This window comes from uncultured Algibacter sp., assembly GCF_947490405.1.
In the GTDB taxonomy this organism is placed as follows: domain Bacteria; phylum Bacteroidota; class Bacteroidia; order Flavobacteriales; family Flavobacteriaceae; genus Algibacter_B.
In genome coordinates this window covers 45,673-69,797 of record NZ_CANLGU010000003.1, presented here as the reverse complement: position 1 = coordinate 69,797, position 24,125 = coordinate 45,673, and the positions used below count along the sequence as shown (strand labels likewise).

Here is a 24,125-nt window from a genome sequence, read left to right as displayed (position 1 = left end):
ATCACGCATATTATGAAAATAACACTAATATTTTTCAATCTTTGTATTGCCTCCTTATTTATATGTAATGCACAAGAAAAAACCTTTAACAAAAAATATGAACCAATTTATGTTAAAGGCGGAATTGTAAGTTTCGGTTTAAGTAATAGCAATGAGCTATCTTATATAAAGTCTATTTCTCCCTCTGACCCAAACTCTGAAGAATACAATACATATAGTTTAGAAAAAATAGAGAATGGTAAACGAATTCAACTTAAAACATTAAATAAAAATATTCTGTGGTCATATAAAAGTTTTTTTGGGGAAAATACTGGTATTGTGTTTGGATACCAATATCATAACATTACTAATAAAGTCCCAGACAAAAATGGACGATATGAAAAATATAGTTCTTTAGAAATTCAGTCGTATAGTTATAGTGGTGTTTCTAAAAGTATAAAACAATTAAAAGAGACTAATCGAGATTGTTATTTAATTGACGTAATTAATACATCCGATAATGGTTATTTAGCCATTGGGCAAATTTTGTCATATAAAGGTAAAAAAAGTGATGCGTTAAGTTTATCTAAAGGGTATCGAGTTACAGCGAAGGGTCCTGGGGCTGAATGGTTAGAAAAAGCTGAAATACTATTAATAAAATATGACACAAATGGTGAAATAGAATTTTTTAAACGTCATGAACATCTTGGAGCAGTCCTATTTAAATCTATTAATAACTATACTATAAACAATAGAGCTATATTTATTCAATATGGAAAAAGTGTTTTAACATATGATCTTAAAGGAGAATTTGTAAATAAAACGTCTTTAGAAGGAAGTTGGTCTGACTTTACTAAAAAAATGAAAAAACATATTTCAGAGTATCGATTTGAAGCTATTACCCAAAAAAACAAAAATCACAAAAAAACTGGTAAACCTAAAATGGAAGGTATAATAAAATCTTTTAAAATAGATAGAGATAATCAACTAGCAGAAATTTCCTTGAGTACTAGTCCTGCTAGAACAAGCATGATTTTAGATTATACTCAATTTGATGATAATATTGTGGTGGCTTATAAGACTTCTCAAAAAAAGAGTTCAGATGAAGTGAAAGTTTCTTTTTATAATTCTGAGTTAAAACCTCTTCAAGAATATTTGTTTTTTTCCAAGTTAGACGGTACGTTTAAAGAGAAAAACACTTCAGTATCAACATTTGATAACCTAGTTACGTTTAGAGGTGGTAAAATTTTAACAATCTATAATTCGGAGATGAATTCAATGTTCAAGTATGTCTCTCCAAAAAAGAGAATATCTAGTGTTCGCATTTTAATAAAAAACGACCAGTTATTGTTTTTTGATGATTCTAAATTACATCATTATCAATTAGAATAATTTTATAATAATCATTTTGGTTTGAATTCTATATAAGAATAACCTAGGTTATTTACATCTCTTTATTAAAAAAAACTATCTAAATATTTTGATTGTTTAATTGTTAATAATAAAAATAATACTAATAAAGTCATTCCACACACATTATACTTTCCTCCTGCGTCGTCGCATAATAAGTGTTCCATTAACATCGTAAAGAAACTTTTTGATTAAATTTTTTAAAGAAACTATGATAGACTTTTCGCTTTTAACCAAAGCTCAAGTTACATAACGCAGAACATTATAATTCAAAAAAAATATAATCAGAAGTTATAGAAAAGTGTCTTTGTGAAATTAAAAAAACTAATTTTATTGTTATCGTACAGAAGAAAATATGTAATTATAAATTATCATCATTTATTATATAATTACCCTTCTTTATTCCATAAGTTATCCCCAACAATTCTTGGGATTACTTCTTTGCGGTAATTTCTACTTAAAGGAATTTTATAAGATGCTATTTGTAATTCGTGTTGCGTGATACCTTCTATTTTATTTAAAGCTACAATATAGGATTTGTGAACTCTCATAAACACATCGGAATTTAAATTTTCTTGTACGTTCTTTAAAAATAGTAGGCTTACATATTTTCTTTTGGTTGTTTGAACAATCACATAGTTTTGCATGGCTTTTACGAAGAGAATATCATCATGGTAAATTTTCTCCAGCTTGCCATCGCATTTAATAAAGAAACAATTAGGCTCTCCTTTTTTAATCCATGGTTTTTCATTGTTTTGTAGTAATTGATGTTGTCGCTTAGCCTTGGTTACGGCAGCAAAAAAGCGATTAAAAGAAATTGGCTTAAGTAAATAGTCTAAAACATTAAGATTAAAACCGTCAACTGCATAATTGGGAAAGGCCGTTGTTAAAATAGTTAATGGAGGATTAGGGTTTGATTTTAAATACTCTAAACCATTCATTAAAGGCATTTGCACATCTAAAAATAAAAGATCTACTTCGGTCTCTTCTAGGAAACGTGGAATATCCAACGCAGAAATACCTGTGCCAACGCAAGTAAGAGTATCTATTTGATCAATATAATTGGTAATACATTCTCTTGCAAGTGGTTCATCATCTATGACTATACATCTCATCATACAGATATTTTTTTTAGTGACTCCATTACTTCTTTTGCCAGTGTAAGTTGTAATTTCACAGTATATGTATCCTTACTTTTTTTAATGATTACCGAATGTGCGTCTTTATAGACTAGTTGTAATCTACGTTTTACGTTTTTAAGACCTAGCCCACTATATGAAATACCTTCTGGCATATGATGCTGTATTTCAAAATTAGCACTATTACTCAGTTCAAAATACAATTGTTCTTTCTCAACGGAAACACGGAGTGCGATCCATTTTTTTTGCGCAGCGTCTTCTGATAGATGTTTGAAAGCATTTTCTATGAAAGGTATTAAAACAAAAGGAGCAATAATTGGTGTATCCTCCAACAATTTAGGAAGCTTAAGTTCTAAATCAAAATTATCATTTTGGCGAAGATTTTCCAATTCAATGAAACTTTCAATATAAGCCAATTCATTCTTTAAAGGAATATAAGTGCTATTACACTCATATAATTGATAGCGTAATAAACTTGAAAACTTTACTAAGGATTCCGATGCCATTTCTGGGTTTTTATGAATCAATACAAATATGCTATTAATGGTATTGAACAAAAAATGAGGGTTGAACTGTGATTTTAAAAACTTTAGCTCCGTCTCTAATTTTTCTTTTTCCAATAATTGCTGTCGCTTTTGAGAAGCAATCCAGTTTTTGGCAAGTTTGATACTCATTCCCAATGTCATTGCAGATATAGATGATGGCAATGCACTTTTCTTAAAAATTGTAACTGGTGTTGCTGGATTTATTTTAAAAAGTGCGTAGGCTGAGCGATTAGAAAAAGAGGCCGCAAAAAAATAATTAGCACTAATTAATACAGCCATAGCAAAAATTATAAGAATAACATATGTGAAAAACTTAAAGTATTTTCCTTTTATAAGATACTTGGGCATAAGTACATAAAGACAGAAATAGATTCCTATGGCCTGATAAATAACATACCCCAGATATTTTATAACACTATGAGGGGCTTTAAAACTTTCTAAAACATCACTAGGATTTCCGGTATGCACAGTCCACCATACAAAATGATAGCACGCCCAAAAAAGGATATGATGTAACTTGTAACGTTCTATAAAAGATAATACACTGTTTTTATTAACGACTTCCATAAGCGGTATAACATAGTATCTAGCAAGATACAATAGCACTATATTTTTATCAAATGCATACTTGAAAAACTTGCTGTCATGTTACATTTTATTGACCACAGGTAATTATAGCTTGATTTTGGTACTATTTATAAATTATTTGAGATATAATCCCTCTATGTAATGATAATGCAACCACTCATCAATCTCTTTTTCATTATTTATAAGATAGCTATTACTTACACCTAAAATCAATAAAATGAAGTTACAACTTATAAGTATTTTAGCTGTATTTGGATTTGCGTTTAATGCATCATCACAAATTACGGGAACCATTATAGATGAGAAAGGTGTTGGCATTGCATATGCAAATATAACCTTACACCCTAAGGATAAAACCCAGTTCTTAACAGGAGTTATTAGTGATGAAGATGGTAAATTTAAACTCGATATTCCAACAGAAGGCGAATTTACAGTCCAAATTAGCCTATTGACTTATAAAACTTGGGTGTCCGAATTATTTGTTGTGAGCTCTCTTCCCTATCAACACAACTTTCCTCCTATTCTTTTAGTCGAAGACGTAACAGAGCTAGATGGTGTTTTAATACGAGGGCAGCAAAAATTGATTCAACGTACTCAAGAAGGTAGCGTTATTAATGTGCAGGCAAGTGTAATGACGCAAGGCAGTACCGCTTTACAAGTATTAGAACGCTCGCCAGGTGTTATTTTGGACCCATACAACAATACGTTTTCTTTAAATGGTAAAAGTGGTACTCTGGTTATGATAAACGGAAAGGCTCAGCGTATCCCTACAGCAGATTTGATAGCTATGCTTAATGGTATGAGTGCAGATAACATTGAAAAGATAGAACTGTTAACCAATCCATCAGCGAGATATGATGTGGATGGCAATGCAGGTATCATAAATATTGTAACGATTAAAAATGAGACTTTGGGCATTCGGGCTAATATTAACTTAAGTGCAGGTTATGGTGAAGGCCCCAAGCAAACAACGGGACTCTCTCTTAATTATGGTGGAGAACATGCTACGTTATTTGGTAGCTATAACTTCTCTTATGATGAGACATATAGCGGGTTTAGAGGGGTTGGACTAACTGAAATACCCGTTTTAGGAGGGCGTACAAATATTGATTTTACTAGTAGCACCCAACAAACAAACCGAAATCATAATCTTAATTTAGGATATGAATACCAACTTTATAAGGGGGCTTCACTTGGGGCTACCGTAGTGTTTAATAAATCGTCCCCCCTTGTTAGGACTCGTAATTTAGGATTATACGATTTTACGACTGACCCTTTTTTAGAAGCCCAAATACGTCTAAACGGCCATGGAAATTTAAAGAATTTAACCTCTTCCATGTATTTTGAAAAGGTTGGTGAGCACAATAGTTTTAACATAACAGGAGATTATATTAATTACAATAGTGAAACCCCCAACCAAGTAAATAGTCAATATTTTGATGAAAATGGAGAGGCTTTTCAGCCCCAAAATGAAATTTATACTAATGGAAACCGTGGTTTTAATAAAACCGATATTAATGTTGGTGTACTAAAATTAGACTATAAGCATACCATTAATGAAAATACATCTGTAGAAGGTGGTATAAAAGGGTCATTATCTAAAACCGTTAATGATGCCCGTATTGAAATTCTGCAAGGCGAAAATTTTGTGACAGACGATAGGTTTATAAGTACAATTGAAAATACCGAAACCATAGGAGCGGCTTATGTATTGAGTGATTACAGCTTTACTGAAACATTGAAAATGCAGCTTGGCTTGCGTTATGAGTATTGGGATCAAGCGTTTGGCACTAGTACACTAGATCGTAGTTTTGGGAAATTATTTCCTTCATTCTTTATCACGCATTCTTTTTCTGATACTACGGCTCTAAATTTTGCTTACAACAAGCGTATTACACGACCTAATTATTCCGAACTAGCCTCCTTTTTAGTTTATAACGGCCCAACTTCGGTATTTAGTGGAAATCCACAACTGCTGCCTGCCATAACCGATAATATTAGTATAACCTACAACAATAAATCTTTTAGTATCTCCCTATTGGCCTCTAATGAAAATAACCCAATCGCACGCTTTCAAATAACCCGAAATGCACAAAGTAATGTAGCAGTCATAGCTCCTGTAAATATGGAATACCAACAGAATATAGATGTACAAACTAATATTCCAATTCGTATTTTTCATTGGTGGAATATTAATGTTAATGGTACTTTGGGTGTTAGAAGGTTTCGAATTTTACATACCGATGAGCGCATCACCCAAAATTATTTACATTATAATTTTAATGGAAGTCAAACCTTGTTATTGCCTGCAAATTTTTCAGTAGAAGTATCGGGCTGGTATAACTCTCGTCATTTTAATGGAAGTAGTAGAAACGAAGGTTTTGGGGTTATAAATGCAGGGTTGAAAAAAGAATTTAAAAACGGTAGTAGTTTGCAATTTGCGGTAGCTGATATTTTTGAGAGTTTGGATATTAATTTTAAAATTGGGACACTAACTCGCGAAGCATTTGGCGATGTTTTTAATGGAACCTATAGCCCTGAATCTGGTTTCTCGCGCATTTTTAGAGTTAGCTATACGTACCCTTTTGGAAATAAAAAAGTAAAAGAAGCTAAAGGTAAATCTGGTGCAGATAATGAGAAATCTAGAATGTGATTTTGGGAGGTGATATTTTAACGATTCCTACTTTTAACCTATTGGGTACGTTTCACTTTTCTAGTGCTATATCTAAAAATTTTAAGAGGTTAAATTAGCACAATCCATGGTCAATGCTCTACATTTAATTGCTCTATTTTTGTAAAGCCATTACCGTCATCTATTACTCTAACAAAATCCTTTTTATCTCCTCTGATTAAATTTCCTAGAGTATCAATGAGTGCAAAACGATTGTTATTAAGAGCAATTAATTCTAATTTATTATTGTTTGTTTTCAGATATACTTTCACTGGATAATCAGTTTCTACATCTTCAATATTATTGGCATAAGGTTTTTGATTTTTCCATTTTACATCAACTATCCGCTGTTCATCGGTAGGAACTGAATACTTGAATTTTCCATTTATATCCCAAACCATTATGTCAGAATCGAAAGAAGCTGTTGCTATTTCAGTAGCATCAGGATTCCATTACATAGGTTCAATAATCTTATTACTAGTATTAATTAGTCTTGCTTTACTTTTAAGAAAAAACAAGAAAACAACTACCAATAATTCAGTAAAACATACAGATTATTTAATATTTGGGACTTATAAGTTCTATGAAAATCAAAATAAGATGGTACGTAACAATTTAGAATTTAAATTAACTCTTAAAGAATCTCAAATACTTAAAATTTTTATTCAGAATCAAAATGTAATTGTCAAACGAGAACAGCTTACAAAAGAAGTTTGGGAAGATAATGGGGTTGTTGTCGGTAGAAGTTTAGATGCCTTTATTTCTAAAATACGAAAGTGGTTTTAAAACGATAACTCGATAAATATCGTCAATATACACGGAGCTAGTTATAAACTTGAAGTCATTGATTAATAAACCATTTCACACACATTACACTTCTCTCCTACGTCGTCGCATAAAAAGTGTTCCATTAACATCGCAGAAGAAACTTTTGAGAATAAATTTTTTAAAGATACTGTAGTAACAACTTTCGCTTTTAACCAAAGCTCAAGTTACATAACGCAGAACATTATATTACATTTTACAACAATTAGCGAAATAGCGCTTTTGGGCGATATTTGACATAATTGCAGATCATAGTAATTATAGTTCCAAAAACCTTAGATTTTAATTAAAATAAAACCAAAAAAAAACTCCTATTTAAAATAGGAGTTTTTTATATTCTTAAATATTAAATGTTTCTTTTTAGCGATTTAACAATCAATTACTTTATGTTTCATTTAATAAATTAGAATACAAAGTTAAAATTAATGTGAAATTATTGTGCATTATAATTATCTAATGTATGTACAATTTTAACCTAAAAATATGTTTTGATGCTCTCTAATATGAAGTTGTCTCTTCTTTACCTAAAACAATATCTCTTTTAGCTTCAAAAAGTCCTTCTTCCTTATTTAATTTTAGCGTTAAAATTCTTTTTGGATTAGTCTCTTCTACTTTTTTGCGGCATTTTCCAGTTAAAAGAGGGTCATTATCAAAAAGGAAAGTTTCAATTTTATACTCTGGTTTGTTTGGTTCTTTTACAATAGGAAGAATTTGAGTTAATTCATTACCATAAACGTATTTACCAGGAACAAACGTGTAAAATGTATATTTTCCATCAGCATCAGTTTTCACCCAACCTCTGTGACGCACATAACGTTTTTTATTTTGTTTTTTTAATTCAAAATCTCCATTTTCGTCAGTATGGTGAATGAATAGCAATACATTTTGAGCAGGCGTAACACCATCACTTTCATAAATGGTGCCTGAAACTTTTAATTTTTGAGAGTTTGAAGCAAAATCAGGAATAGTATCTACGTTGTTAAGTTGCTTTTCAGAATAATCGTAAATAGGACTACGTTTTTTGAAATTCTTTGGAATGTCCTCTGAAATATCATTATTCTCCTGACCAGAAAGAAAATTACAGCAGGAAAGAATTAGTATAAAGCTTAGTAATTTAAATAGGTTTTTCATTTGGGGTGTTTTTTAACTACCTCAAAATTAAGTAACTAGTTTTTTGTTGGGTTTAAAAAATCGAGTTAATACAAAATTCATCGTTCATTGAACGAAAGCCAAAATGAATGGTAAATTTCACCGATAAATGGAATGACTATTAAAGTCATTATCCTATTCAAATAGTTGTTTTATTGGTTTTAACAGACAAAACCTCGCCTGAATAAGAAATAGGAAACCTAGAAGCGCTATTAACTCTAATTTCACTTTTTCGGTTTGGAAATAGAACTATAGAAATATTAAAATTTTCTGTTTCATTTTGCGCATCAAACAAAATGAGATAGCTATTATTTTTTTCTATTTCAAAAGTGTAATCCTTTAATTTGCCTTTTAATTGTATGGCGCTATCACTTCCACCATAGCCAGTGGGCATTTGACGTTCTCCAAAATAAGGCAAATATGCATTTATACTATCCCCTGAAATGGTTAAAAAATTGGCATTGCCTATTAAGCTTATAGCGCCAGAACCGCTTCCTGGAGGAAGAATACCAGAATTTAGGACTTGTTGCATTGCATAAGTAACTTGTGGTCGTGCCCAATCGGATTCTATCGTGTAACTTTTGCTTTCTATTAAAGTTTCTAAACGCTTAATTTGTTCATCAGAATATGAGTTTGCTGATTTACATGATAACACTAGAATAAAAAGTATATACACTATGGAGAGATACGTTTTCATATAATAAGAAACTGACTATTTACTCTTTCAATTTAGTAAATATCAATGTATACAGCCCCTAAAACAATGTTAAAAGATTAATTTTTGAGTTAAAAATTCAAAAAAAATTAAAATTCTTGTGGGTTTTTAACACTTAAAGTCGCAATAAGTAGAAATAACAAAAAGGCTAAAGTGATATAACTTATATACCCATAAGACCCAAAGGTTGTAAAGCAATAACTAAATAAACTCGGAGCAATTGCACTGGCTATTACCATAAAACTCATGGCTTTTCCGGTTATGGCTCCTAAGTGCTTTCTCCCAAAATACCTAGGCCATGTTACTGCATTTACAACTGCAAATAAACCGCTGTAAACACCTAGACCAAAAATTAGCATATAAACCCCTATACTATCTGCTAAAAAAAACAGCCCTATTGAGGCTATGACACCTGCAAATAGCATAGCATACAGATAAATGATATGCTTTATATAATCACTTAAAACATTACATGCTATAGAAACAATAATTGCTATAATTGAAATTGGTAGAAATACGGCTATAGCCTGAGATTTAGAATAATCTTGACTTGCAAAAACAGATACCACATGAAACGTAAAACCTGTTGTAAAAAAACTATGATATGCTAAAGCTAAACCAATTGCCCAAAAAGCTCTTGTTTTTTTAGCTTGCTGAAGTGTAAAATGTTTTTCAGCTTGATGAACTTTGTTTTTCTTATTCTCTAACAAAGCGCCGTCGGGTATAAGTCCAAAGTCTTCTGGGTTATTTCGATATAATTGAATGACTAGAACACTAAAAACCACTAAACAAATGGCTAGAATTTGCCATGATTGTTCCCACCCATAATTGTCAATTAAATAGCTTATAAATATGGGAGCTCCAGAAAAACCAAGGGATACAGTAATGCTGCTCACAGCATTAACTTTCCCTCTATTTTTATCAAACCACATCATAATCATGTTTCTTGAAGACATGGTCAATACTCCTTGTCCAAAAAAACGAATTGCAAAAAATAAAATTGTTATTACCACAAAAGGTATAATCCATGACTCCAAAACCACCAAACCTTTTATACTTTGACTAATAGCAACAGAATAAGAGCATATAAGTAAAGCTATAGCAAGAAAAAATGCTGAAAAGAAAGCAACATACCTAGCACCATATTTATCGAACAAAACTCCAGCTTTTGAAACAAAAAAAGCACTCAATAGCGTACCAAACATATAAGCTGTACTAAATTGATTCCTACTTAAACCTAAAGCATCTTTAACCGGGTCTGTAAAGATTGAAACACCAACAGTTTGACCAGGGATACTAGCCAAAACACCTATACTTCCAATAAATACTATAACATACCCATAAAAAAAAGGAAATTTATTAGGCCTTATTAGCGAAAACTTATTTTGACTATTCATATTATATAAAACACAAAGACATCTAATTTTTATATTGCGCCTATAACTATTTTAGAATTTTAGCTATAGCTCCAAACCAATCGTCAATATCAGTTTCCTTAGTGTTTAAAGCAACACTACCATTGCCATATGAACCGTAAATACTTGTTTTGGTTCTTGAAAAGAAGCCAACAACGGGCGTTAAAGATGCGCTTGCTAAATGCATAACACCATTATCTGCGGAAATAAAAATATCAGTGTTTCTAATGATAGCTGCCATTTCACGAATATCCTTACTATAAAAATGCGGTGCTTTAAAATTGATTTTTGAAATATTTTCTATTGGTAGCATTTCGATAACATTATATTCTGGATAATCGCTAAGTAATCTAGAATAAACTTTACTCCACCAATCTTCAGAATAACATTTAGCACCTGTAGCATTAGTGTATATACAAATGGTTTTTTTATTATTTTTAATAATATCTTTTAAAATATTGTTTCCATTAACTATTTCAGTGTCACTTAATTTGATATCAAGCAAAGGGACGTTAGTAGCGGTATTTTCAAACCCTAATTTCGACAAATAGTGTCTTAAATTATAAATCGGATATTTTGAAATATGCTCGTAATCCTGATACTTAGCAGGAATGGAAGCATCAAGTTCACCAAAAACTTTAATTTTCGCTTTGGCTAATTGTGTTAATAACTTCCCTGAAGAAGAATTTTTATCGGCATTAATCACTAAATCGTAAGTTTTACGTTTAATAGAAATCCAACTTTTTGCATATTTATACAAGTTTTCAAAAGGCTTTCTTGGAAGTTTTATAATGGTATGTATTTCATTATAATTTTCAAAAACGGGATGCGCCACACCACCCTTTACAAATAAATCAATTTCACAATTAGGAAAGGTATTTATAACTTCTTGTATTAAAGGTGTAAGTAGCAGTTGATTTCCCAATCTGTGATTTGGTCTTATAATTAGAACTTTTTTTATTTCGGAAATATCAATATCACCCTTTTTAGGTTCAGTATAAGAACTACCAATGTTCTTGGTAATGCTGCGCATAACCCTCCTTCTTATTCTATTAATACGAACTTTAAAATTCATTAAAAGACTCCTTTTTACTAAACCGATGCAAAACTACAAATTATAATAGGGTTATATTTTAAAGAATCATATTATTTTTTGCCTTTATATAAAGCATTTAAAACAAGGCCTAATACAATCATAGCAATACCTAATAGACTATAAAGCGTATAAACTTCATTAAATAAAGACACTCCTAAAAGTAATGTGAAAATAACCTCAAGATATTTTAATGGAGCAACTTGATTGGTAGCGGCTATTTGGAAAGCTTTAGTCATATACACTTGCCCGAAATAACCAAACAATCCTAACGCTATAAGCATTAACCATTCCGTACCAACTGGAGTAACCCAATTATTAATAGACAAAACACCTCCTAAAACGGTAGCAATAACCATAAAATAGTTTACAACCACTACAGGGTGATCGCCTTTGCCTATTTTACTGATAACTATATACACCAATCCACTAAAAACTGCAGAAATAAAAATTAAAACAAGTCCATAACCATTTAAATCTGTATCAAACCCTTTTAGCACTAACACCCCTGCAAAGGCCAAAACAAAGAATATCCATTGTAAAGGTTTGATGCGTTCTTTAAGAAAAATTATAGCAAAAACAGCTGCAAATATTGGTGCCATATAACGTAAAGAAACAGCTGTACCAATAGGTAAATACTTAGTAGACATAAAAAATAAACTCATAGAGGTTACACCTACTAAACCTCTTAAAACCAAAAGTTTTCTTTGATTACCAAAAATGGAAATATTGTTCTTAAGTAAATAACCAAATGTAAAAAACAACGAACTAACTGACCTAAAAAACACAATTTGAAAAGCACTCATATGAACCAAATCTTTAACAATAGCGTTCATACATGCGAACGCCATGGTACTAATAAGCATAAATTTAATAGCCTGTTTAACGTGCAATTCTTTTGAGTTTAAAAGGGCGTTTTGTATTTATAAAATACACTCCTGTTAATAAAATAAAAGCTGCAATTATAGATTGCAGTGTAATATGTTCATCTAAAACCCACCAGCCCAATAGTAAAGCTATTATGGGGTTTACATAAGTATTTGTTGCTACTTTTTCTGGAGAGACTTCTTTTAAAAGGTAATTAAACGATGTAAAAGCAATAATACCACCAAAAACAATAAGACCAAGCATAGACCATAAAACATCTTCCTGCCATTCGTTTGGCATCAACCAAGGCTCATTTAAGCATAAACTAATAATAGCAAGCAATATACCACCAGTAAACATTTGGTAACTAGTATTTACAAAATGATTTTTAGGTAAATCAGCATTTCCAACAAAAATACTACCATAAGCCCAACTTAACATACAAGTAAATATTAAAACAATCCCTAATATTTGCCCCTCTTTAGTAATGATTTCTTTTTGGCTAACCAAAAGAAATATACCAATAAATCCTAAAACTACACCTATATAAGACATTGCTTTTATTCGCTTACCAAGAAACAAGCGCATCATAATTAATATGACTAAGGGTTGAGCAGAAATTTGTAACGCAGCAAAACTACTATCTACGTACATTAAAGCTAATACCGCCAAACCATTACCAAGTGTTAAAAACAAAAATCCAGCAATTATAGTATTAAATAGCTGCTTTCTTGAAATGGAAAGACTAATACCTAAAGATTTAGCAATTATAAAAATAAGGATGCTGGCAACAATAAATCTAATAGCAGCAAGAAAAAATGGAGATAATTGCGAAACCGCAATTTTATTAAGCATATAGGTAGAACCCCAAATAACATAAATAGCAAAAAAGGCTAAAATGATAAGAACCGTTTTTCGCGATACATTCATAATAACCTTTTAGTATAAAGTCTCCGGCTATAACACCAGATAAAATTTAAATTTTCTTAACTCTAACAGCGTTCATGCCTTTCATTCCACGTTCTAACTCGTAAGTTACTTTATCATTTTCCTCAATATCTTCAAGCAATCCGCTAACATGTACAAAATATTTTTCTTGGTTTATACTATCAATAATAAACCCAAAACCTTTAGAGTGATCAAAGAAAGATACTTTCCCTTCTTTATCAACTGGCTCCTCCACTTCTCTATCCTCTTTCTTTGGAATACCAAGCTCAATACTCTCAGCCTCAACTTTTTCACGCATTGCCGGATCTGGTGGCGTGTCAGTTAAATTTCCATTAAAATCTACATACGCAAACTGAATACCAGTTGTACCATTTGCTTCCTTTTCTGCTTTTCGAGCCTCTTTCTTCTTAAGTTTTTCTTCTCTTTTCTTTAAGCGTTTTTTTTCTTTTTCAATTTTGTTAAATGTAACTTGAGATTTTGCCATAGTTTAAAGTGTACTGTGTGTTTTATAAATTAGTAGATTGTAAAGATACATCTAATATTCCTGATGCTATAATAATCAAGCCATTAATAGCCTTTCAGCAAAATAATAAGTTATAATACCCAATTAGTATTTGGGCGTTACCACAAGGGTCGGGCTTTCCGTTGCAAGTCCTCGCTTCTGCGCTAAGGCGCAAAAGCTGTGGGCTTTCCTCTGCAATCCCTAACGCGAGTCTGTTTGCTAAGGTTTGGTTATATAAGGAAATATTTGTGCTGTCTAACTAGTTTCTTTAAATTTTTAAGCACCCAATTTTGCTAATACAAACTAAAAATTCATGATGATTTTCAGAAGTAAATAATAACAAATAATTACTTAAAACCATTATCGTACATAAGTACTATTATTCAGGCTTATGGACTTCAAGTTCAATTTCTACCATAAATTCAGGTAAGGCTAATCCCTTAACTTCAAGCCAAGTGCCAGTTGGAAATCCCTTTTTGTAAATTTCAGATCTATATGCAGATTTTTCAAGCATTTGTGGCATATCAGTTGTAAAAATATCTTCTTTTACTACATCATCAAATGTGCAACCAAAATGTTTTAATATTTTTCCCAAATCAGCATAACAGTTTTTTATCTGCTGTTCTATATCACCAATAGCAGTTGGGTTTCCATTATCGTCCATACTTACTGCTCCAGAAATTTTAATACTATTTCCAATTTTCACAGCATGAGAATATCCGTAAGCCTTTTCTACATCAGGGCGCAATAGGAAATATTCTGGTTTATCAGATTTAACTATCACTTCTTTAGTTTCTTCCTGTTGTTTTTGTTCGCAGCTCTGGAAAATAAAAGCCAATACAAAAAGTGTAGTAAGTAAAGTCAGCCGGTTAATTATTTTTTTCATAATTCTGATTATTTAGTGCCTACTTTAGTCGGTTTTCGGCTATCCCGTTTTGTATTGATTTTCGTTTTCAGTGTGATGCAAAATGCTCTGATAAAAATCACTTCAAAGCTTTTCACCACTCATCAAACGAAATTATCATTTCTTATAAAAAAAATCAAATAAATAAAAACCACAAATAGTAGAAAACCTAAACATTTTCAGTAAAAACCAATAAAACAACTGATTAATCCTCAGGCGGATATCCATGAATCTGCTCAAAAACGTCATCAAAATTCTGACGCAAATACGAGTTTAGTTTCTTTCTGTAGTCGCCTTTTAACCACTCCACAAAATTATAAGTACTTTTACTAATACACTTGGTGTAACGCTGTATTCTAAAGTCTATATCATCACCAAGTTGTTTTGCTAAAGCTAAGGCATCATAAACATCTTCGCTGTTTTCAATACAAATTTTAGCGTGCTGCTCTATCGAGCGTTCTAAAACTACTTTTGAAGACTCACCGCCTCTAATAGAATCCACATAGGTTTTCTGAACATCAAAATGCACATCTTCAGATTTAGCAAATTCTGCTCTTAAAGCATCAGGCATTTCATATCTAAAATTGCTTTCAAGCTCTTCATCACTTAAAATAGCATCCAGATAATAGGTTGGCGATTTAAATATGCGTTGCCAATCTAAATTATCACCCCAAGGTCCAAACCTATGGAAGTTATTACCTAAATCTACAACCGTAAATGATTTTTTGTCCTTTAAAATACGTGACCCACGACCAATCATTTGATAGTAAAGCGTTAAAGATTTTGTAGCTCTGTTTAAAATAATACTTTCTACGGTTGGCTCATCAAACCCAGTTGTTAAAATACTTACCGATGTTAAAATTGCACCTGGGGTCTTTTTAAACCATTGCAAGATTAAAGCTCGTTCCTTTTTGGTATTAGTATTATCTAAATGCGCTACTGGGTAGCCAGCTCTTCTAAACGTATCATACACGTGTAAAGAGGTATTAATACCGTTATTAAATATTAATGTTTTTTTGTCTTTAGAACGTTCTTCGTAAGCCTGTAACAACTTAGATAACATATCGTTATCTGTATATAAGTCTTCTGATGATTTAACAGTGTAATCACCATTAGCGCCAACTACTAAAGAAGTTAAACCTACATTATATGTAAACATTTCAGCTCGTGCTAAAAATCCATTTTCTATAAGTGATTCTATACTTTCTCCAACAATTAATTCATCATAATTATCAGTCATTGGTAATTCAATACTAGAACTTAAAGGTGTTGCAGTAACACCTAAAATAAACGACTGACTAAAAAACTTAAATAATTTAGTAAAGGAGTTATAGTGTGCTTCATCAATAATTACTAATCCAATATCAGAAATATCTAGTTTATCATCATTTAAACGATTGTTTAAGGTTTCAACCATAGCTACAAAACAACTATAATCTGCTTGATCGCTTAAATCTGCTTTACTATCTACTACCTTATTGTGAACACCAAACTCTGTAAGCATATTTGAGGTTTGCTTACATAATTCAATTCGGTGGGTCATCACCAAAACTTTCTTTTTATGGTGTTTTAAATATTGTCTTACTATTTCAGAAAAAATAACTGTTTTACCACCTCCTGTGGGTAATTGATATAATAAATGGTAATCTTTAGGAGATTCTTCAAAAGCTGTGAAAATTTTATCAATCGCACCTTTTTGATAACTATATAAATCTTTGCCCTCTTTTCTTTCTTCTAACTCTAATTCTGTATTTGTAACCGACATACTTTAAATTTAGCAACGTGCAAAAATAACATCTTTAAAGGGTTTAGCAAGCATGTTTAACTTGAAATTATTAAAGGAATATTAACAGACTTAAAAAAATCTTTTCATCTTTGGGACAAGTTTATTTTATTTTAATCATCTAAACTATTGAGCTACAAATCTTTTAATACTAAGAAGTAAGCTCAAATAAAAATGTTTACAGTATATAAATGCTATCAATACATTTTGAACTTAAAAAAATAATTGATGAAAAACTTACTTTACTTAACCTTATACTTGCTAACCTTAATAGGTTGCAGTAGTAATTCTGAAAACACTACAGAAATGGAGGAAGAAATGGAGGAAAATGAAAACCCAAGCACCTCCCCTAATATTCTTTTAGTAATTGCTGACGATATGGGACTTGATGCATGCCCTGGCTATGATATTGGTAGTATAAAACCCAATATGCCAAATCTCCAAAGTTTAATAAATTCTGGAGTTAAGTTTAATAACCTATGGTCTAACCCTACATGCACACCAACAAGAGCGGGCATAATTACTGGGAAATACGGACTTAGAACAGGTGTGTTAGAAGTTGATGACCCACTATCAACTACCGAAGTATCATTACAGAAATATTTAGATTTAAATAAAAATGAAGAATATGCTAATGCCGTAATTGGGAAGTGGCATTTATCCAGAGACGCCAATCATCCAAATGATATGGGAGTCGATTATTTTGCAGGTTTCATTGGAGGTGGCGTTAGGTCTTATACAAACTGGACATTAAATATTAATGGCTCTACAACCACATCAACAGATTATACAACGTCTAAATTCACAGATTTAGCTATTGATTGGGTTAACCAACAAACAAAACCATGGTTTTTATGGTTAGCTTATAATGCACCGCATACCCCTTTTCATTTACCCCCAAACAACTTACACTCACAAAGCAATTTACCGTCAGATCAAGCAAGTATTGATAATAATCCGCTACCTTATTATCTGGCAGCCCTAGAGGCTTTAGATACAGAAATGGGCAGGTTGATAAACACTTTATCCGAAGAAGAAAAACAAAATACCATCATTATTTTTATTGGTGATAACGGAACTCCAGGTCAAGTTGCTCAAGAATATAATTCTAGACGTGTAAAAGGAAGTATTTATCAAGGTGGTGTGAATGTACCCATGATAGTGTCTGGAAATGGGGTATCTAGAACAAATGCTGCTGAGAATGCATTAATTAATACTACAGATTTATATGCTACCATAGCAGATATTGCAGGTACAGGAACCACAGAAATCCATGATAGCAAAAGTTTTAAAGGTTTATTTAATGGCGCTACTTTAAATAATCGTGCCTATACCTACACCGAAAATGATGATTACACGATAAGAAATGAAACCCATAAATACATTTATTTTAGTGACGGATCTGAAGCACTCTATAATTTAAGCACTAATCCTTTAGAAAATCCAAATTTATTAAACGCAAATCAGCTACCATTAAGCACTGATAACGAAGCTGTCAAAGATGAATTAACTTCCAAATTAGCTGAGATTAGAAATTAAACTAAAAGTTTAAAATTTTATTAGAAAAGCCATTTAATAATTCTATTATATGGCTTTTTTTATTATTTAAAATACTAAGAAGTTATTTATACATTTACTGTAAATTAAAAACCATTATGGAAATCAACGATAAATCAAGAGTAACACATTATTTAGCAAATGAGAATCGCTACAAAACGATGACTTATAATCGCTCAGGAAAAAGTGGCGTGTTACTTCCAGCAATATCTATTGGTTTATGGCATAATTTCGGTTTTATAGATGCCATCCAAAACGGTAGAGATATTTTAAGAACTGCTTTTGATCTGGGGATTACGCATTTTGATTTAGCCAATAATTACGGACCACCTTATGGTTCTGCTGAAGAAAATTTTGGCACCATTCTTAAAACAGATTTCAAATCATATAGAGATGAACTTTTTATCGCTACTAAAGCGGGTTATGACATGTGGCCTGGGCCTTATGGGAATCTAGGTTCCAGAAAGTATTTAATAGCTAGTTTAGATCAAAGCTTGAAGCGTATGGGCTTAGATTATGTAGATATTTTTTATCATCATAGACCAGATCCTGATACGCCACTTGAAGAGACTATGGGAGCTTTAACCGATATTGTTCGCCAAGGGAAAGCTTTATATGTTGGGATTTCTAATTACAATCCAGAAGACACTGAAAAAGCTGCTAAGATTTTGAAACATTCCAACACCCCTTTCATCCTGCATCAAGCTAGATACTCTATGTTTGACCGCTGGATTGAAAATGGACTTTTAGATACTTTAGAAAATAATGGAGTTGGTTGTATAGCGTTTTCACCCTTAGCTCAGGGTATGCTTACTGATAAATACTTAAACGGAATTCCTGAAGGTTCACGTGCTGCTAAAAACTTGACGTATTTAGATAAAGAAACTGTTGCTGATAATATTGAGAAAATTCAAAAACTGAACAATATAGCACAAGAACGTGGGCAAAAATTGTCTCAAATGGCTATTGCTTGGATATTAAGGCAACCACAAGTAGCATCAGTATTAGTTGGAGCAAGCTCTTCTAAACAATTAAAAGAAAATGTAAAAGCTTTGGATAATTTAGATTTTTCTGAAGAAGAACTACAAAATATTAAAACGATTATTACTTAAATTTTTATAAACTTTTTTGTTGCGGTGTTTCCAAGCTCATCTTTAATTAATAGGAAGTAAACACCTTTTGACAAGCTTTCAACGTTAACATTATCAGAACTTTTTAATGTTTTAGATATTTTGATTTTACCCAAAATATCATGGATTTGAATTTCGAAGTTGCTTAATTTATTATTTGAAACAATTGATAAAATATTTTCAACTGGGTTCGGGTAAGTAGTAACTAGTTGTGACTTATCTGAAATTGAAGTTGATAAAACACTCAAATGATATATCAATGAATCCCCATTATTACCCAATATTGATAATGTTTTTGGAGATATTGAGGTTTCTTCTTGTATCTGATATGTGAAAGAAGTATTGTTTGTAAATAGCTCTATAAACTTGTTATGAATATTATTGATTTCAGTAAAATTGACACCTTCAACTGGTATACAACCCCCTAAAGTAGTTCCAATAGAACTGTAAGTAAAACTAGATGAGTTTGAGTCGTATACCAGTTCTATACCAGTGGAATCACAAAACCAAGTTGAAAAATATTGATTATTCCCTGAAATTGAACGAAAACTTGAATATACCTGATTTCCATCTGCAGCTATAGGAGTTAAGTGTTGTTCAGAATTAATAATAATGTTATGCAATAACCAATTAGCATTCCCAATTCGTTTTATCTGAGAAAAAGATTTAATTGAGAAGATTAAAAACAAAATAAAGGAGATTTGCTTCATAAAATTAAAATATTATTCTTTAACAATAATAATTGTCACTTTAACACCTTTGGAAAGCGCCCATATTTTACCAGAAATAACTTTATTCCATTGGTCTGTTATTCTGTATTGTGCTGTGTTGGGTAAAAGGCTTCCTTCATTAACAGCATAAAATTCAATTTTGTTTAAACCCTCTTTCAATTTTAACTTAAAACCTTGAAAACCTCCTGTTAACGACACATTAGATTTAACGACATCATCATCAACAATAACTCTTAACAAATCACCATCTATACGTCCGTGATCTCTATACCCAATATGAATGTAATCAGATTTAGTGTAATAATCTCCCCAATATGCGTCTTCTTTTAAACCCGCATATAAACCATGACCCTCTGGTAAAAGTTCTTTTTCTAACTTATCTAATTTTTTAGTGTACAATTCCCCTGGGTTACCAAATTCTTCTTGGGGAAACATAGAAAATTCCTTTTTTGGTGCATCAAGATTCGGAGCAATCTTAGGTCTTTTAAACCCAACTGAAGCATTAGATTTTATTGGTTTTGATGGTGTCAATGGACTAGCATCCAAAGAATCCTTATCACTTACAATTGCAGGAATAGCTATAGACTTCTTTCTATTATCTATTTGAGCTTGTGTAGATAACGATAAGCAAATCAAAAAAATAAATAAAATATAAGGTTTCATCAACATGAAATTACTTTATGATAATAACAGTCATAATTTAGTCAAAGATATTTTATTTTGAATAATACAACTATTACAAAAAACATTTTAATAAGAGTTTAGCAATAACTGTTCCTAAAATCAATAATAAGTAGTGATTTCTTCCCTAAACTTACATACAAGTGTTAAAATTTGTTAAATTACTACTTTGTTATACATAGTACTGTAACAAAAATTGTTTTTGCTCGTCTCTCTAGTATAATCAAAAAATAAATAATCATTTATCAATCAAAATCAAAAATCATGAGAACTTTAAACAACAATCAATTAACCGGAACATTACAAGGAACTAAAAGTAACCAATGGAACACTAAAAGGCGTTATAGATAAGTAACATCTATAAAAACAAAACTTTCATCAATCAATCAATCAATCAATCAAAATCAAAATCAAAAATCATGAGAACTTTAAACAACAATCAATTAACTGGAACATTACAAGGAACTAAAAGTAACCAGTGGAACACTAAAAGACGTTACAGGTAGGTAACATCTTTAAAAACAAAACTTTCATCAATCAATTATTTTTATCAATCATGAAATCTTTAACTAAAATATCTAGACGCTTGGATCTTATTACGCAACAAAACTTGTTAAGTAATAAACGTATTGTAGATTTTAACACATCTTATTCTGGCATCTGGAAAGGAACAAATAGATATACGCACTAACTTGATATACTCATAGTTATGGTATTGTTTTTGTGACTTAATCAGCACATTAACATTTAAATACTATAATTATGAGACATTCAAAATTAGTTCCAGAAGTAAATGCGGGGTCTATGGCAGACATCGCATTTTTATTACTCATCTTTTTCTTAGTAACTGCAACAATATCTTCTGATCATGGCATTAATAGAATGCTACCAAGAGAATGCCCTCCGGGAATGGATTGCAAAAGCAATATTAATGAACGTAATATTTTACGAATTATAATTAATAATAACGATGAGGTTATGATAGAGAATGAAGTTATTCCTATTGAAAAACTAAAAGACCTAACTAAAGTATTTATAGATAATAATGGAACTGGTCATTGTGAGTATTGCAATGGTTTAAAAAGTAGTAATTCTTCAGATAATCCTAAAGAAGCCATCGTATCATTACAAAATGGGAAACAAACTACTTACAAAACTTTTATTGCTGTACAAAACGAACTTACTAAAGCTTATTATGAATTAAGACAAACTTACAGTTTAAACGTTTTTAATAAATCTTCTGATAAATTAACAAAGGAAGAAATAAAAAAAGTAAAAGATGCTTACCCTATTATTCTTTCTGAAGCTGAAATAAAAGATTAATAGTTTAGTAAAGCCATTAATTCTATTTCAAATCTCTCAATTGGTAAGTATAGAGACTCTAAATTACTAGCAAAAGGTATTGGAGTCTCAATACTCGCTATACGCTTTACGGGTGCGTCTAAAAATTCAAAACAATGTTCCATAATTCCTGCAGAAATATCACTGGCCATTCCCCCGAATAAAGAATCTTCTTGAAGAACAATTGCTTTTCCTGTTTTTTTAACAGAACTATAAATAGTTTCTGTATCCAGAGGCTGCAGAGTTCTTAAATCGATAAGATCTGCAGAAATATCCTGGTTTTTATCTAAAGTTTTTAATGCCCAGTGTATAGCTGCCCCATACGATATAATAGTTACATCTTCACCAGTTTTTAAAACTGAAGCTTTCCCAAATGGCAAGGTGTAATAGTTAGTGGGCACGTCCTGACGAATACTTCTATACAAACCTTTGTGCTCAAAAAACAAAACAGGGTTAGGGTCATTAATTGCAGTTGCTAATAAGCCCTTTGCATCACGAGGAAAAGCTGGGTAAACCACTTTTAATCCTGGTGTTTTAGTAAACCATGCTTCATTAGTTTGTGAATGAAATGGACCTGCACCAACTCCTCCGCCACATGGCATTCTTATAACAACATCTGCATTTTGACCCCATCTGTAATGGGATTTAGCCAAATAATTAACAATAGGATTAAACCCAGAACTCACAAAATCAGCAAATTGCATTTCTACAACACTTTTAAACGACGAAATAGATAAGCCCATAGCAGTTTCAACGATAGCAGATTCGCATATAGGCGTATTTCTAACACGATCCTTACCAAATAGATCTATAAAACCATCTGTGATTTTAAAAACACCACCATATTCTGCAACATCTTGCCCCATGATAATCAAATTGTCATGCTTTTCCATGCTTTGTTTTAACCCTTCTGAAATGGCATCAACAAAACGAACTTCCTTCAACTCTTCACATGCATTAATATTCTGATATTCAAAATCTTGATACACATCATTTAATTCTTCAGTTGCACTGGAAGTAATAGATTCTTCATTAAAAGCAATTTCTAAATGTTCATTAATTTCATGAATTATAGTTTCTTTTATTTTTACCTCTTGATCTTCTTTTAAAAAATCATTTTCTTTCAAAAAAGCCTGGAAATTTAAAAGAGGATCTTTAGATGCCCATAAATCCATGAGTTCTTGCGGAACATACTTAGTACCACTAGCCTCTTCATGTCCGCGCATTCTAAAGGTTTTAAACTCTAATAAGATAGGTCTCGGATTAATTCTTATACTTTCGGCTAAACTGCTAACTTTTTTATAAACTTCAATGATGTTATTACCATCAATAATATGAGATTCCATACCATATCCTAAACCTCGGTCTGCAATATGCTCACAATTGTATTGCTCTTTAGTTGGTGTAGATAAACCATACCCATTATTTTCAACACAAAATAAAACTGGTAATTGCCATACTGAAGCCACATTTAATGCTTCGTGAAAATCGCCTTCGCTAGTACCACCTTCGCCTGTAAATACAGCCGTTACATGATTTCTATTCTCCAATTTTGAAGCTAATGCTATACCATCTGCAACACCCAATTGTGGCCCCAAATGCGATATCATACCCACTATTTTGTATTGCTGCGTACCAAAGTGAAATGATCTGTCACGGCCTTTTGTAAACCCAGAAGCTTTTCCTTGCCATTGTGCAAATAACCTGTATAATGGTATTTTTCGAGTTGTAAATACACCCAAATTTCTATGCATCGGCAAGATGTATTCATCTTTATTTAGAGCCATAGTTACACCAACAGCTATGGCTTCTTGACCAATACCCGAAAACCATTTACTTATTTTACCTTGACGCAACAGAATAAGCATCTTCTCCTCTACTAACCGAGGTTTCAACATGCTTTTATACAAATCGAGTAGAATTTGCTCGTCTAATTCCTCAATATCATAATCTATTGTAGATGACGTTTTTACTTTTTTCATGCCAATTGAAAATTGTAGAATTTGCCTTTTATTCTGAAGCTTTCACAATAAAAGTCTTATTTCATTATCAAATATACTATAAATAGTGTTTGTTTATCTAAAAAATTGAACATTACTCAGCAACCATCAAACTGAATGTTTTTGTACATTTGTGTTATTCACTCTTTAAA

Annotated in this window: 22 protein-coding genes; 7 read left to right on the top strand and 15 right to left on the bottom strand. The window is 31.5% G+C overall.

Going from position 1 to position 24,125, the window contains the following annotated elements; translation table 11 throughout:
• Window positions 1-12 precede the first annotated feature (12 nt).
• Window positions 13-1,371, top strand: a complete 1,359-nt coding sequence (locus tag Q0772_RS08035; protein WP_298342653.1) for a hypothetical protein — start codon at window positions 13-15, stop codon at window positions 1,369-1,371.
• Between the two features lie 407 nt (window positions 1,372-1,778).
• On the opposite strand, the gene Q0772_RS08030 is transcribed toward Q0772_RS08035, so the two are convergent.
• Both Q0772_RS08030 and Q0772_RS08025 read right to left on the bottom strand, forming a co-directional pair.
• On the bottom strand, window positions 1,779-2,507 hold the full coding sequence (locus Q0772_RS08030; RefSeq protein WP_298342649.1) for a LytTR family DNA-binding domain-containing protein: 729 nt from the start codon (window positions 2,505-2,507) through the stop codon (window positions 1,779-1,781).
• Window positions 2,504-3,352, bottom strand: coding sequence for a histidine kinase (locus Q0772_RS08025; RefSeq protein ID WP_298342646.1), 849 nt, complete (start codon window positions 3,350-3,352; stop codon window positions 2,504-2,506). The genes Q0772_RS08030 and Q0772_RS08025 overlap by 4 nt, the downstream gene beginning before the upstream one ends.
• A gap of 526 nt (window positions 3,353-3,878) precedes the next feature.
• On the opposite strand from Q0772_RS08025, the gene Q0772_RS08020 reads away from it, so the two are divergent.
• The gene (locus tag Q0772_RS08020; RefSeq protein WP_298342642.1) at window positions 3,879-6,314 is read left to right on the top strand and encodes a TonB-dependent receptor; all 2,436 of its coding nucleotides are present in this window, start codon (window positions 3,879-3,881) and stop codon (window positions 6,312-6,314) included.
• Between the two features lie 110 nt (window positions 6,315-6,424).
• On the opposite strand, the gene Q0772_RS08015 is transcribed toward Q0772_RS08020, so the two are convergent.
• Window positions 6,425-6,733 (bottom strand): hypothetical protein, encoded by a 309-nt coding sequence (locus Q0772_RS08015; protein WP_298342640.1) that lies wholly within the window; start codon window positions 6,731-6,733, stop codon window positions 6,425-6,427.
• 1 nt (window position 6,734) lies between these two features.
• Here Q0772_RS08015 and Q0772_RS08010 point away from each other — a divergent pair, with 1 nt between their 5' ends.
• Window positions 6,735-7,118, top strand: a complete 384-nt coding sequence (locus Q0772_RS08010) for a winged helix-turn-helix domain-containing protein (protein WP_298342637.1) — start codon at window positions 6,735-6,737, stop codon at window positions 7,116-7,118.
• 537 nt (window positions 7,119-7,655) lie between these two features.
• Here the strand turns inward: Q0772_RS08010 and Q0772_RS08005 are convergent.
• The 9 genes from Q0772_RS08005 to Q0772_RS07965 all read right to left on the bottom strand — a co-directional run bounded on the left by Q0772_RS08005 (window position 7,656) and on the right by Q0772_RS07965 (window position 16,515).
• A complete protein-coding gene (locus Q0772_RS08005) occupies window positions 7,656-8,288 on the bottom strand; it encodes a hypothetical protein (protein WP_298342634.1) in 633 nt (210 codons plus the stop codon).
• Between the two features lie 157 nt (window positions 8,289-8,445).
• Window positions 8,446-9,003 (bottom strand): DUF4251 domain-containing protein, encoded by a 558-nt coding sequence (locus Q0772_RS08000; RefSeq protein ID WP_298342631.1) that lies wholly within the window; start codon window positions 9,001-9,003, stop codon window positions 8,446-8,448.
• A gap of 107 nt (window positions 9,004-9,110) precedes the next feature.
• Window positions 9,111-10,418 carry an MFS transporter gene (locus Q0772_RS07995; RefSeq protein WP_298342628.1) on the bottom strand — a complete coding sequence of 436 codons (1,308 nt, stop codon included), beginning with the start codon at window positions 10,416-10,418 and terminating at the stop codon, window positions 9,111-9,113.
• Between the two features lie 46 nt (window positions 10,419-10,464).
• Window positions 10,465-11,469 carry a glycosyltransferase family 9 protein gene (locus Q0772_RS07990; RefSeq protein WP_298342626.1) on the bottom strand — a complete coding sequence of 335 codons (1,005 nt, stop codon included), beginning with the start codon at window positions 11,467-11,469 and terminating at the stop codon, window positions 10,465-10,467.
• A 113-nt stretch (window positions 11,470-11,582) separates the two neighbouring features.
• Window positions 11,583-12,395 (bottom strand): DMT family transporter, encoded by an 813-nt coding sequence (locus tag Q0772_RS07985; RefSeq protein ID WP_298342622.1) that lies wholly within the window; start codon window positions 12,393-12,395, stop codon window positions 11,583-11,585.
• Between the two features lie 16 nt (window positions 12,396-12,411).
• Window positions 12,412-13,326 carry an EamA family transporter gene (locus tag Q0772_RS07980; protein WP_298342619.1) on the bottom strand — a complete coding sequence of 305 codons (915 nt, stop codon included), beginning with the start codon at window positions 13,324-13,326 and terminating at the stop codon, window positions 12,412-12,414.
• 46 nt (window positions 13,327-13,372) lie between these two features.
• On the bottom strand, window positions 13,373-13,828 hold the full coding sequence (locus Q0772_RS07975; protein ID WP_298342615.1) for a cold shock domain-containing protein: 456 nt from the start codon (window positions 13,826-13,828) through the stop codon (window positions 13,373-13,375).
• A gap of 397 nt (window positions 13,829-14,225) precedes the next feature.
• Window positions 14,226-14,732: a Rid family hydrolase gene (locus Q0772_RS07970; protein WP_298342611.1), complete on the bottom strand. Its 507-nt coding sequence runs from the start codon at window positions 14,730-14,732 to the stop codon at window positions 14,226-14,228.
• Window positions 14,733-14,955: 223 nt separating this feature from the next.
• Window positions 14,956-16,515 carry a DEAD/DEAH box helicase family protein gene (locus tag Q0772_RS07965; protein ID WP_298342608.1) on the bottom strand — a complete coding sequence of 520 codons (1,560 nt, stop codon included), beginning with the start codon at window positions 16,513-16,515 and terminating at the stop codon, window positions 14,956-14,958.
• Window positions 16,516-16,761: 246 nt separating this feature from the next.
• Here Q0772_RS07965 and Q0772_RS07960 point away from each other — a divergent pair, with 246 nt between their 5' ends.
• On the top strand, window positions 16,762-18,072 hold the full coding sequence (locus Q0772_RS07960) for a sulfatase-like hydrolase/transferase (protein WP_298342605.1): 1,311 nt from the start codon (window positions 16,762-16,764) through the stop codon (window positions 18,070-18,072).
• Between the two features lie 116 nt (window positions 18,073-18,188).
• Window positions 18,189-19,202 (top strand): L-glyceraldehyde 3-phosphate reductase, encoded by a 1,014-nt coding sequence (mgrA, locus tag Q0772_RS07955; RefSeq protein ID WP_298342603.1) that lies wholly within the window; start codon window positions 18,189-18,191, stop codon window positions 19,200-19,202.
• Here mgrA and Q0772_RS07950 read toward each other — a convergent pair.
• Both Q0772_RS07950 and Q0772_RS07945 read right to left on the bottom strand, forming a co-directional pair.
• A complete protein-coding gene (locus tag Q0772_RS07950; RefSeq protein WP_298342601.1) occupies window positions 19,199-19,930 on the bottom strand; it encodes a T9SS type A sorting domain-containing protein in 732 nt (243 codons plus the stop codon). The genes mgrA and Q0772_RS07950 overlap by 4 nt on opposite strands.
• Before the next feature lie 12 nt (window positions 19,931-19,942).
• Window positions 19,943-20,614, bottom strand: coding sequence for a hypothetical protein (locus tag Q0772_RS07945; RefSeq protein ID WP_298342599.1), 672 nt, complete (start codon window positions 20,612-20,614; stop codon window positions 19,943-19,945).
• 574 nt (window positions 20,615-21,188) lie between these two features.
• Here Q0772_RS07945 and Q0772_RS07940 point away from each other — a divergent pair.
• Both Q0772_RS07940 and Q0772_RS07935 read left to right on the top strand, forming a co-directional pair.
• Window positions 21,189-21,323: a hypothetical protein gene (locus Q0772_RS07940; protein ID WP_298342596.1), complete on the top strand. Its 135-nt coding sequence runs from the start codon at window positions 21,189-21,191 to the stop codon at window positions 21,321-21,323.
• Between the two features lie 71 nt (window positions 21,324-21,394).
• Entirely contained in the window at window positions 21,395-21,955 is a 561-nt protein-coding gene (locus Q0772_RS07935) for a biopolymer transporter ExbD (RefSeq protein WP_298342594.1), read from the top strand.
• Here Q0772_RS07935 and Q0772_RS07930 read toward each other — a convergent pair.
• Entirely contained in the window at window positions 21,952-23,955 is a 2,004-nt protein-coding gene (locus tag Q0772_RS07930) for a dehydrogenase E1 component subunit alpha/beta (RefSeq protein WP_298342590.1), read from the bottom strand. The genes Q0772_RS07935 and Q0772_RS07930 overlap by 4 nt on opposite strands.
• Window positions 23,956-24,125: the final 170 nt, after the last annotated feature.